General features: G+C 42.5%; 5 protein-coding genes and 6 pseudogenes. 7 read left to right on the forward strand and 4 right to left on the reverse strand.

All coding sequences use genetic code 11. From position 1 onward, the window contains the following. Positions 1-100: 100 nt before the first annotated feature. Positions 101-781, reverse strand: a complete 681-nt coding sequence (gene lolD / locus TT11_RS14175; RefSeq protein WP_057760792.1) for a lipoprotein-releasing ABC transporter ATP-binding protein LolD — start codon at positions 779-781, stop codon at positions 101-103. 45 nt (positions 782-826) lie between these two features. Next, positions 827-2,060 (reverse strand): annotated as a pseudogene (locus tag TT11_RS14180) (lipoprotein-releasing ABC transporter permease subunit). Positions 2,061-2,506: 446 nt separating this feature from the next. On the opposite strand from TT11_RS14180, the gene TT11_RS14185 reads away from it, so the two are divergent. Further along, entirely contained in the window at positions 2,507-3,481 is a 975-nt protein-coding gene (locus TT11_RS14185; RefSeq protein ID WP_261870916.1) for a hypothetical protein, read from the forward strand. 144 nt (positions 3,482-3,625) lie between these two features. Here TT11_RS14185 and TT11_RS14190 read toward each other — a convergent pair whose 3' ends face one another. After that, positions 3,626-3,970, reverse strand: coding sequence for an SCP2 sterol-binding domain-containing protein (locus tag TT11_RS14190; RefSeq protein ID WP_261870946.1), 345 nt, complete (start codon positions 3,968-3,970; stop codon positions 3,626-3,628). Between the two features lie 914 nt (positions 3,971-4,884). On the opposite strand from TT11_RS14190, the pseudogene ccoN reads away from it, so the two are divergent. The 6 genes and pseudogenes from ccoN to TT11_RS14230 all read left to right on the forward strand — a co-directional run bounded on the left by ccoN (position 4,885) and on the right by TT11_RS14230 (position 11,077). Continuing rightward, positions 4,885-6,365: pseudogene (ccoN, locus tag TT11_RS14195) on the forward strand (cytochrome-c oxidase, cbb3-type subunit I). Positions 6,366-6,374: 9 nt separating this feature from the next. Then, positions 6,375-7,013 carry a cytochrome-c oxidase, cbb3-type subunit II gene (ccoO, locus tag TT11_RS14200; RefSeq protein ID WP_057760802.1) on the forward strand — a complete coding sequence of 213 codons (639 nt, stop codon included), beginning with the start codon at positions 6,375-6,377 and terminating at the stop codon, positions 7,011-7,013. Further along, the gene (locus TT11_RS14205) at positions 7,013-7,195 is read left to right on the forward strand and encodes a CcoQ/FixQ family Cbb3-type cytochrome c oxidase assembly chaperone (protein WP_010199605.1); all 183 of its coding nucleotides are present in this window, start codon (positions 7,013-7,015) and stop codon (positions 7,193-7,195) included. Before ccoO ends, TT11_RS14205 begins: the two co-directional genes overlap by 1 nt. Continuing rightward, a pseudogene (locus TT11_RS14210) lies at positions 7,192-8,338 on the forward strand (c-type cytochrome). Before TT11_RS14205 ends, TT11_RS14210 begins: the two are co-directional and overlap by 4 nt. Positions 8,339-8,866: 528 nt before the next feature. Then, positions 8,867-10,276, forward strand: a pseudogene (gene ccoG, locus TT11_RS17470) (cytochrome c oxidase accessory protein CcoG). 218 nt (positions 10,277-10,494) lie between these two features. Further along, a pseudogene (locus TT11_RS14230) lies at positions 10,495-11,077 on the forward strand (FixH family protein). Between the two features lie 124 nt (positions 11,078-11,201). Here the strand turns inward: TT11_RS14230 and ttcA are convergent. Further along, positions 11,202-12,307: pseudogene (gene ttcA, locus TT11_RS14240) on the reverse strand (tRNA 2-thiocytidine(32) synthetase TtcA). Between the last annotated feature and the right edge of the window lie 227 nt (positions 12,308-12,534).

Here is a 12,534-nt window from a genome sequence, read left to right on the forward strand (position 1 = left end):
TAATACAACAATAACTCTTGAATATGACAGCCATCACATCCATGACAAACGCCAATAGATGGCGTTTCGGTCAGTTTTTCAACCTAATATAAAAAAATTATTAATACTGTTCCCAATGCCCATTGCGTAGCAACAACTGACGGTCAGCAAGCGCCGCCAAATTGCGATCATGCGTCACCATAAGTAGCGCGGTTTGCATGGTGCTTTGTAGCTCTGATAACAGGCCAAAGACACTTTGTGCATTGTCATAATCTAGGTTACCTGTTGGCTCGTCCGCCAAAATAAGCGATGGCTTAGTCACTAGCGCGCGTGCAATTGCCACACGTTGACGTTCGCCACCTGATAGCTCACCTGGCCTATGCATCAAACGATGCTCAAGACCGACATTTTCTAGAATCTCAACCGCTTGCTTGCGAGCATCAGTCGTTGATACTTCTGGACGCATCAGCAATGGCATGGCTACGTTTTCGATTGCTGTAAACTCTGCTAACAGGTGGTGAAACTGGTAAATAAAGCCTAAATGCTTGTTACGCATTGCTCCTCGCTCAGTTTCATTCATGCTATTTAATAACTGACCATGCAACCAAACCTCACCACTGGTTGGCGTATCTAGACCACCAAGCAAATGTAGCAACGTACTTTTACCTGAACCACTGGTTCCAACGATAGCGATGCGCTCACCCGCATGAACAGTCAGATCAAGACCAGTCAATACTTGTGTACTGACCGCGCCTTCATCATATATCTTATTGATATTGGTCGCCTCTAAAATGGCAGACATAGCGCTTCCTTTATTTTATTTATTTCGATGTTTAGGCGTTTGCGATTACTCATAGCGTAGCGTTTGAGCAGGCTGAATCTTAGCCGCTCGGCGCGCTGGATAAATCGTTGCCAAAAAGCTCAATACAAACGATGCACCTGTGATTAATACCACATCTAACAAACGCAACTGCGATGGCAAATAATTGACAAAATACGCATCAAATAGATTCAGACCAAAGGCTTGGTTAATAAAGCCTAAAATATCGCTGACCGTAAGTGCAAATATCACACCCAGTATCGTACCAGCGATAGTACCGATAACCCCGATGACCACACCTTGGACCATAAAGACTTGCGTAATCAAACGAGGAGACGCACCAAAGGTTTTTAAGATTGCGATATCTGCTTTTTTATCGGTTACTAGCATGACCAGACTTGAGACAATGTTAAAAGCAGCAACTAAGATAATCAAAAATAGTAATAACCCGACCATGGCTTTTTCCATTTGAATAGCCCCAAACAGATTGCCATGAGTTTGTGTCCAGTCATTTGGATATAGCTTTTCAGGTGCGATAGCAGCCGCTTTTTCCGCAGCTATCGGCGCAGTAAAGATGTCGTTAAGCTTCATGCGTACGCCCTGCGCGCCTTCTGGCAAACGCAGTAATTTTGCCGCATCTCCCATCGGGATAAACGCCATGAGACTGTCTACTTCTGGCTGATCGTAAAGATACCTGTCAGAGTAAATCGCTTAAATCGCGGTATCACGCCTGCTGGTGATGGCGACGCTTCTGGCAATACCAGCGTCACTTTATCCCCTATTTGCAGACCTAAAGACTGCACCATCTCCTCGCCCAACACGATACTGAAGTCACCACTTTTCAGGGTGTCAATACTACCTTCAATCATATGCTCGTTAATGATGGAGACGTTTTTCTCATATTCAGCTCGACGCCTGTCACCATGATACCTGCGACCTGACCATTTGATGTCAGCATCCCTTGCAGTTGAATGAATGGCGCCACAGCTGCCACTTCTGGGTCTTCTTTGATCTTATCAGCTAGCTGTTCCCAGTCGCCAATAATTTCTGATGAGACCACAGTAGCCTGCGGTACCATTCCCAAAATACGGGTTTTCAGTTCACGGTCAAAGCCGTTCATCACTGATAGCACCGTAATCAATACGGCAACCCCAAGCGTCAGACCAATCATCGAGATGAGAGATATAAAGGAGATAAAGCCATTACTACGTTCTGCTCGGGTATATCGTAAGCCGATAAATAACGCTAAAGGACGAAACATATTCAAACTCTTTATCTTATCTACGTGCGACTTTATATAGGTTGCATAACGAGCAGTAGTAAATGCATCATACAGTTGCTACTACTCACATATAAATCAAACACAAAAACAGGGTGTCAGACGAGCCAATAACAGCTGTCAAAAGGGAGCTAGTTTGACACAAACTAGCTGATATGTGCCAGTCATTAGCAACAACTGAGAGTATTTTTTTACCAAAAAAACTGGGTTTTGTTATTATTTTTTTATAGGGGGCTTGCTATTAGCTGTACCAATACCTATATATTATATGCTAAAGACAATTGTCATTAACCCCTCATTGAGGTTTCTGATCTTTTACTGGCTAGGCTGCTGACCATCATAAACCAATCATTTAAAATGTTGGATGGTACACAAGCAAATATAGTATTAGATACAAACCTCACGCTGACTTAATTTTGAGTATTTTCATGACCATAAATTATCAATACAAAAACATTCAATCTCCCACCAAGATCACGTTGACCGATGAGCAGTCTGCAGGTCACGCCGATCACTGGCGTATTCTGACCAATGATATGAGTCATGATGTGCCTGAATGGCTACAAAAAATGATTGAAGTCGCCGCGATGCCTAAAGGCCTGAATAACAACGTCAGTGCAAAAGATAGCTGCCTGCTTCTATCAGAAGATCAGCCTTGTCATATTAATCAAGTGCTCGCGATGAAGGATGGTAAGCCAGAATGCTTTATCAATGCCTATCCTTGTGTCGATAGTCCTTACGGATTGAACTGCAAAATTGAGCGTGTCATCGCTAATGACAACTCGCATGATGCCGTGTTGCGCTTACGTACTGCTGATGGCAGCATTATTTATGCGTTTGATCAACTCTATACGACCAACCGTCATCTATATCAGCGCGACACCTCTTATTATGTCAACTTTAGTGCTTGGGCGCATGAAATTAAGCTAAGCGAGCAAAACGAAGTCATCATGGTAGAAGATCAAGAGTCTATCCGTTATCACCGTGCCTTTAATGACATCGTGGCAGCAAATGACGGAAAAATCCCTGATGATCTGCAAGAGCAAATCAGTGAATGGAAACCTGAAACCAAAGAGCAAATGGCACCTGTTGAGATTAATTTAGGCCATATGTGCGCTTACTTGTTTGGCGATACGCTAGGACAAGAAGATGAAGCTTGGTGTCAGGGGCAAGTGCTTGGCAAGCAAGAAACCGTGTTTAACGGTAAATCTATCATATTGTTTGATGTGGTAACGCTACGTGAGCAAGATGCAGATCCTTTTGTAGTGCGTATCGGTGCGCTTAATACTGCTGAAACTAATAGTATTAAAGTACATGACTACGTTCAAGCGAACGTATGGCTACAAGCAGCGATATACAAAGAAAACCAATCAAATGTGACGCAGCAATCAAAAGCTAGCTAGCCTGTTTGAGAAATCTTCTCTAGCTTTCATGCTTACTTATGTACTTACGCAATAAAAAAGCCCCTAATATGAATTAGGGGCTTTTCTGTGTCTTATGAATTCTTTCAATGCAAAACGTAACGTAAAAATCGTATAGGTATATGATTAAGCCATCGTCGTCATTGATTTGATGCGAGTATATAGCTCTTTTTGCTCTGCGCTTGGACGTGCAGTCTGTACGGCCATTAGCTGTGACATATCGCCTTCGACACGGATTTTGCCACTCATAAACGCACCCATGATTTGGTTGGTATCAAAATCAGTGATGATAGACTGTAGGATATCGCGATCTAATAGCAGCGTCGTCGTTGCATTATCATTTAAGCCACGATGCAGCAAACCATTTGCAAAATTGGCTTCGATAGTTTTATCAGCTTCAGCCACTTTTAGGTTGACGACCATATTGGCAAGTACTGGTGGTAAATTTAACTCACCTGCTTCGTTGCCCATTTTTTCTACTTGCTCAAACCATTCATCTGTCAAAAAAAACTGCCATATTATATTATCCTTAATTGATATTCTGTCAGACCAATACCATTTGAGGCGCTGTTGGCCTAACTATTAGAATTATTAAAATGATTGCTATCAATAGACCTATGCAATACATAGCCATTAATGACGTTCAGCCTCATTATAAAGGGCGACTTGATAAGAAGTAAAACCTATTTATCGGCTCAGCAATATTATTGTTACAAAACTTCTTTGCAGGCCTACGCTTATGTCTAGCGAGCGCTTCCCCTATTCAATCAAAATGAGCATCTAGAATAGTGACAAAATTGTGTATAAAATAGAGGAGTAGCACAGCAATAATAAGTTGCTCGCTAACATTTATACCAAAGAGTTTGTATTTTGGCGCATAGTTCTGATGATATTTAATTAGGATTGCGTTACAATACCCTTAAACAGAGTCGGGAGTTTTAACCAAACATTACATAATCGTGTTTTTTTGTCAGCCGCCGCTAGCATACATCTATGGTCAATGCGTTTTAATAGCCCTATAGATATGGGTATCTATCTTCATTAGTACAGATTTTTTCGTAATAATTAAGATACATATTTAGCCTTATGAGATGTTTGATGCTCAAAACGGCGCGTCTTCTTATTTACCTTGATGATCTATTAACAATCCTACTATCGATTGACTTTAAGTAAAGTGTATGAAATGCCTATTTCTATTTATTAGTATTAACTAATAGACAGTAAGGGCCTAAATCGGTAGTTAATGACGTCATTACGCTAAATAAGCCAAAAAAACAACATGTGTTGGCGCTAGTATAAATACAAATTTGAGAGTGTTTATAGTGCAGACAACATAGATTGTTGGTTAATTCTGTTGATAATTCGGGCTGTAAAGGAATCATCCAATGAGTTTACAAAACACAGCAGTCGCCCCAGTTGACCGTGAGTATGAAATTACTATCGTAAGATTTTTTACGATCATGGCTGTCGTTTGGGGCATCGTCGGCATGAGTCTTGGTGTGTTCATTGCTTCACAGTTAGCATGGCCAGCACTCAACTTTGACATTCCATGGCTGACCTTTAGTCGTTTAAGACACTGCATACCAATGCGGTGATTTTTGCGTTCGGTGGCTCTGCCCTGTTCGCAACGTCTTACTACATCGTTCAGCGTACCTGTAAGACGCGTTTATTTGCGCCATATTTGGCTTGGTTTACCTTTTGGGGTTGGCAAGCGGTTATCGTATCCGCTGTTATTACCCTTCCTCTAGGTTTGACCTCAACTAAAGAATACGCTGAGCTTGAGTGGCCGATCGATATCCTAATTGCCTTGGTATGGATCTCTTATGCCATTGTATTTTTTGGTACGCTCATCAAACGTAAAACCTCACATATCTATGTGGCTAACTGGTTCTTTGCCGCTTTCATCATTACGATTGCATTACTACACATCGTAAACAGCATGGCGATTCCAGTTAGTGCGTTCAAATCTTACTCGCTATTTGGCGGTGCAACTGATGCGATGGTGCAGTGGTGGTACGGGCATAACGCGGTAGGTTTTTACTTAACGGCAGCCTTCCTTGGAATGATGTATTATTTCGTTCCTGTACAGATTGGCCGTCCTATCTATTCTTATCGTTTGTCTATCGTTCACTTTTGGGCATTGATTGCTTCATATATGTGGGCTGGTGGTCACCATTTGCATTATTCAGCGCTTCCTGATTGGACGCAGTCTCTTGCTATGGTCTTCTCAATCATCCTATTCGCACCATCTTGGGGTGGTATGATTAACGGTGTACTAACGCTATCAGGTAGTTGGGATAAGCTGCGTACCGATCCGATCATTCGCTTTATGATTGTTGCATTGTCGTTCTACGCGATGTCAACGTTCGAAGGCCCAATGATGTCTATCAAAACAGTGAATGCGCTATCGCATAACACTGACTGGACAGTTGGTCACGTACACTCAGGCGCACTTGGCTGGGTTGGTATGATTACGATTGGTTCGCTATACGTACTGTTACCACGTATTTATAACAAACCGAAGATGTACTCTATCAGCTTAATCACCACGCATTTCTGGCTAGCGACTGCAGGAACGATCTTCTATATCGTGTCTATGTGGATCTCAGGTATTGGCCAAGGCATGATGTGGCTTGCTACTAACCCAGACGGTACTTTGGTATATAGCTTCGTTGATACTGTTGAATTCTCGCATTTCCCATATATTGGCCGTGCATTTGGTGGCTTCTTATATGTATCGGGTATGTTTGTAATGGCTTATAACTGCTATAAAACACTCAAAATGCCAGAAGGTAAGCCTGTAGATGTCGCTGATCCAACGGATCATGAACCTAGTGTCGAAAAACCTTCGACAGCTAACGTATAAGGAGCGATCATGGCTGGTACACCGCATGAAATTATTGAAAAAAATACAGGCTTGTTAGTCATTGGTATCGTGATTGCTATTAGTTTTGCAACGCTCGTTGAAATCGTGCCATTGATCTATGACAACAAGGGTCCTGAAGAAGGTGGGGTGAACGCTCCCCTTCCTGCAATGGAGCCTTGGACAGCGCTTGAATTTGAAGGTCGTGATATTTATATTCGTGAAGGATGTCACGTTTGTCATACTCAAATGGTTCGCCCACTACGTGCAGAAGTTGAACGTTACGGACCATATTCACGTGCCGCTGAGTCGACGTGGGATCATCCATTCTTATGGGGATCGAAACGTACTGGACCAGATTTAGCACGTGTTGGTGGCCGTTATTCTGAAGATTGGCAAAAGCAACATTTGATCAATCCACGTTCGCTAGTGCCTGAGTCAGTTATGCCAGGTTTCCCTTGGTTAGCGACTAACGAAGTAGATGGCGAAAACATTCAAGCTAAAATGCGCCTATTCCGCGATCGCTTCGGTGTTCCTTATACTGAAGAAGATATTGAAGGCGCTCCAGATGCAGTGCTTGGCGCTACTGAGCTTGACGCTTTGGTCGCCTATCTACAGCAGTTAGGTACCGCAATGGAAGGACAGCGCTAATGGGTATTGGTGAATTACAAACAATTGCGACCGTTTCTGCCTTTGTTGCCTTTGTAGGCGTTGCATGGTGGGCGTATTCGCCAAAAAACAAAAAACGCTTCGAAGAAGATGCACAACTTGCGCTTGATGACGAGGATATAAAGTCTCTGTCTGAAGAGCAGCGCAATAAGGATAAACGATGACATTTTTTTGGAGTTCTTGGATCACTGTATTTAGTTTTGCTTGTTGGCTATTTATTCTTGGCGTCCTTTTGATGGTTCTAAAGTACAAGCCAGAAGTAGAAGAAGACGGTACAACAGGTCATGAATATGATGGCATCCGAGAATACGACAAACCCCTGCCCAAGTGGTGGTTAGTGATATTTTTTTGGCTCAATCGTCTGGGGCATCGCTTACTGGGTGTTTTTCCCAGCCATGTTCCCTAAGCATTGGGACGGTATTGCCACAGTAGAAGTCGATGGCGAAACGGTACCTTGGACCTCTAAAAACGAGTTGTTCAGTGAACTTGAACAGAACAACAAAGTATTTACTGATAACTTTGAAAAAAAGCATTTTGGTAAAAGCAGACGCTGCAGGCGCGACTACGACACTTGGTACGCTAAACGAGTTACAAGCGACCATGCGTCGTAGCGAAAACCCACCAGCAGATCTACAGACTAAAATTGACGAAAAAGTTGCAGAACTTGCTCCTTACGTCGAGAAACTGTCTGAAAATCCAAATGCTTTAAAAGTTGGTAGCCGCTTGTTCCTACAGAACTGTTCTGTATGTCATGGCTCTAACGCTAAAGGTGCGACAGGCTACCCTAACCTAACAGACAATGATTGGTTATATGGCGGCGAAGCTAGCAACATTCTGACCACGCTACACAATGGTCGTATCGGTGGTATGCCTGCTTGGCGCGATCAGATTGGCGAAGACGGTGTACGTGCAGCATCTGAGTATGTATTGTCACTATCTCCAAACAACGGTAGTAAGAGTAACGGTGAACTTGACCAAACTTTGGTTAATCAAGGCGAAGCTATCTTTAAGCAGCAGTGTGCACTATGTCACTCTGAAAGCGGTAAAGGTATGATTTCAGCAGGTGCACCGAACTTGACTGACAATATCTGGTTATATGGCGGTGAGCGTGAGACTGTACGTAATACATTACGTTATGGCCGTGCTGGCGTTATGCTCAGTGGGAAACTAAGCTAGGTAACGAGCGTATCATGCTACTTGCTGCTTATATCTACTCACTATCAGATAAAACAGGCAAGTCACCTGAAGCAGCACCAGTTACTGCAGCTACTCAGCCTGTAGCAACTGAAGAAGCAACTGCTAACTAAGACGTTGTTACTGTACTGAATATGGACGAGATTTAATGAAGGGAGAACTGTTATTGCAGTTCTCCCTTTTGCGTATAGCGGTATTGTTTTTTATTTAGAAATGACAATGATGAGTGGCTATCGACACTAGAAATCGTTCTCATATATTCGTTGCTTTTTACGATTATCACCCCATTATTAGTAGGGAGAATGTTAGAATAGCTATTTTTTAAAATAGTCTATTGGTCATGGCTTTATATCGCTCTGACTCAATCACATAACACGATAATCAGTTTCGCATAAATCAGATACAGGCTTGTTTAGCTACTACTTGTAGTACCTTTACTCCCCTTTGCCTGTATCAAGGTTATGTTGAACCGACTATATTTACAATCGATCATTTGGTAAGCAGATTAGAAAGTTTTTTTATCGAATTTTTTTATCCGCTATTTACTGACATTGATAACATCATACACTCATATACCTCGACGCTAGAGGTGTTTGTTCATCATGCCAGCAGACTGATTCTTTTTTTAAAGAGGCACGTTTATGTCAGCACAACAACCCAATAAAATCCCTGTACAACAAGTCGATCTTGATGCAACCAAGCATCGCGTGCACCCGAGGTTTGTCACAGGTTTTTATCAAAATATTCGTGTAATCACGATGTATGCTCTTTTGGCGGCTTTTTTTTACTTTTGCCATGGCTGCGCTATAATGATAGACAAGCAATATGGTTTGATGTGCCATCGCAGCATTACTATATTTTTGGCATGACGTTTTTGACGCAAGATTTTTATTTTATTGCTGCCTTTGCCATTATTGCCGCGTTTACGCTGTTTATGGTGACGGTATATGCTGGACGCGTTTGGTGCGGTTACGCCTGTCCTCAAACGATATGGACGCATCTATATCAATATGTTGAAAAGTGGGTGATTGGCGATCGTAATAAGCGTATCAAGTTTGATAAAGCGCCATTAAGCGCGAGCAAAGTATTCAAACGTACGGTTGTGTATTCAATTTGGTTTTTGCTTTCTGTGATTACAGCAGCGACCTTTGTTAGTTATGTGGCAGGTACAGATTCTCTATATCACAGCTGGCAGTCAATAGGAATGATTCCTTTCCCTGATTGGCCAACATGGGTATGGGTTTCAATGTTTATCTTTACCTTCGCTACTTATGCCAATGCAGGCTACATGCGTGAGCAGATGTGTGTACAGATTTGTCCTTATGGCCGCTTTCAGAGTGTGATGTTTGATAAAGACACATTGATCGTATCTTATGATTATGAACGCGGTGAGCCACGCGGTGCCCGTAAAAAAGGCACAAATCCAGAGCACCTGGCGACTGCATTGAATGTACATGTGTGTGCAGGTCTGCCCTACTGGTATCGATATTCGTGATGGTTTGCAAGTTGGCTGTATCCAGTGTGCAGCTTGTATTGATGCCTGTAACGAAGTGATGGACAAGGTCGGCTATCCGCGTGGACTGATTCGTTATACGACCGAACGTCAGTTAGCAGAAAAAGAGCCAAGCCGCGTACTGCGCCCACGACTATTTGCTTATTTGACATTATTAGCCGTACTATGTGGCGGTGTGATATATGCGTTAACCGATCGCGTGCCCTTGGAAATTGATATCCGCCGTGACCGCAATCAGTTATCGTCTATCAACAATCAAGGCATGATCGAAAACAGCTATATCGTCAAGCTAACCAATAAGACACAGGATGCTCATACCTACACGATAACGCTTGCACCGCAAGAGGGACTGAGCTTAGAGCTGCGTTTTAACGATGTGCCACTAGAAGCAGGCGAAAGCTTTGATATGCCAGTGAGTATTTATGGCGATCCTGATGTGATCGAGTTTGGCCAAACACCTGTGACTCTAAACGTGAGCAGCGAAAATGGCAAGTACAAGGTAAGTAAGCAAAATATCTTTACGACCCAAGGTCAGTAAACAATTAACATACCCATTATTTAATTTCATGTATGTCATTCGGTAGTCTGTAAATAGTGCAACTAGGTAAATAGTTTGCCGTTCTAGCTAAAGGCTATCGAATAAATGCTTTATTATTAAACTGGCAGTGCTTAGCTGCCAAATTATCCGTTGATACCATTTGTAGATGTCTAATGAACAGATATCTATCGAATGCGTATCTGATGCATAGGTATTTTATGTCTACTCCACCACCGAACTTTAAACATCAAGATAAACAGCCATGGTATAAAAATTACATGGTCGTTATCTTTGTGATTGGCATGCCTGCTGCGGTCGTGATCGCTTGTATCTGGTTTGTTTATTACTCTTACCAGATCCGTGATAGCGTGGTACGTGACGACTGGTATATGGATGGCAAAACGCTCTATCATGATGTGTCTCGTGACAAGCTCACGTATGACTTAGACTTGCATGGACAAATGCAATTTGCAGAAAATGGCGATATTGTGTTTTATCTTAACTACCCTGAGCAAAGCGTCCAGTCAGGCAAGCTGCTAAACGGCACACCACTTACCTATCCTGATACGTTGGAGCTGTCTATTTCTCATGCAACGGATATCAAAAAAAGACCGCGATGTTGTCCTTAAGCATGTTGAGGGCAATAAATACAGCGCACAAGTCGATATTGACCCTGTAAAAGCCAAGTATTACCTTCAGGTTAGCAATGACGGTAAAGATGATTGGCGTATGCAAGATGTCGCCAAGCTTCCGCGCTCAGAGGTTAGCTTTAAACCTTTACCTGTCTTTGCTAAAAGTTAATGCTGTTAGTAGCATCCAGACATAAAAAAACCAGCCACTCGTCAGAGATCGGCTGGTTTTTTTGAGCTATTTAATATTCTACTAATGAATAGGTACTATTTAATATGACCCTGATTCATAACTACTAAATCACAGGGTTAATCGTTGGGATTTTCTGTGCTTTACGCTCGTTTTGCGCGGCTTTGTCCGTCTCTGTGGAATAAGGCTTGTCACTAGCGAACTTAGGATTGAACGTTTGCGTCCTTGGCGATACAGGTAAACCAATCTCAGCCAAACTATCCGTCTGCCCAGCTTGAATATTGTCGCCTTCAAATAAACGCTCATCATTATCGCGATCAAGACTGAGTGTTTCAAAATCAAACAATTCACGATCAGCTAACTGTGATGGCGCGACGTTTTGCATTGCCTTAAAGATAGAAGCCAAACGCTGCGGGTGAGCGTCATCCCATTCACGCAGCATATCGTTGATGATGGCACGCTGTAGATTGGTTTGACTGCCACATAGGTTACAAGGAATGATTGGAAATTCCTTTAATTTGGCATATTCAATGATGTCTTTTTCTTCGACATAGCCAATGGGCGAATCAGCATATTTTGCTTGTCATCACTCAGTAGCTTGGGCGGCATTGATTTGAGCGCACCACCATGAAATAAGTTCAAAAAGAAGGTCGCCAACATATCGTCACGGTGATGGCCAAGGGCAATCTTAGTCGCGCCAATTTGTTTAGCAAAGCCATATAGTGAACCGCGGCGCAGACGTGAGCACGCCGAGCAGTAAGTCTTGCCTTCTGGCACCACGCTTTTGACGATGCTATAGGTGTCTTTTTCTAAAATATAGTGGGCGATGCCCTGCTCGTTTAGATACGCAGGTAAGATGTCTTCCGGATAGCCTGGCTGCTTTTGATCAAGATTCACCGCGACGATATCAAAATGAATCGGTGCAATGCGTTTTAGCAGCAATAAAATATCAAGTAAGGTATAGCTGTCTTTACCACCCGAAACACAGACCATCACCACATCGCCATCTTCAATCATGTTGAAATCGCGGATTGCCCAAGAGACTTGGCGACGCAGCTTCTTTTGTAGTTTACGAAAGTACGCTGACTCGGTAGGTGCTTGCGCATCGGCAAACTGCTCGTCAATCATGTCCTCATCATTGCCATCTTCAGAGACGTCATCGTACTCTCTACTATCAGTATCGGTGTCTAAAGCCTGACTATCAAAGCTCATTGCATCAGATACATCATTAGCTTGAGAAGGAATGTTTGGCGTAAATAAGGTTGCTGTGGTCATAAGTTACTCAATATCTTTATAAGGGTGATTTTACTATAAAGCGATTTTCGATAAGGCTTTTAAAGCATTATCACCGGCGTCAGGTGACTGATACTTTAAAAGCTGCGATTATAACAAATATTGCTAACAGATTGAAAAGATGACAGTAATACCGACTTTATTTT

The sequence above is a fragment of the Psychrobacter sp. JCM 18901 genome, assembly GCF_000586435.1.
Classification (GTDB): domain Bacteria; phylum Pseudomonadota; class Gammaproteobacteria; order Pseudomonadales; family Moraxellaceae; genus Psychrobacter.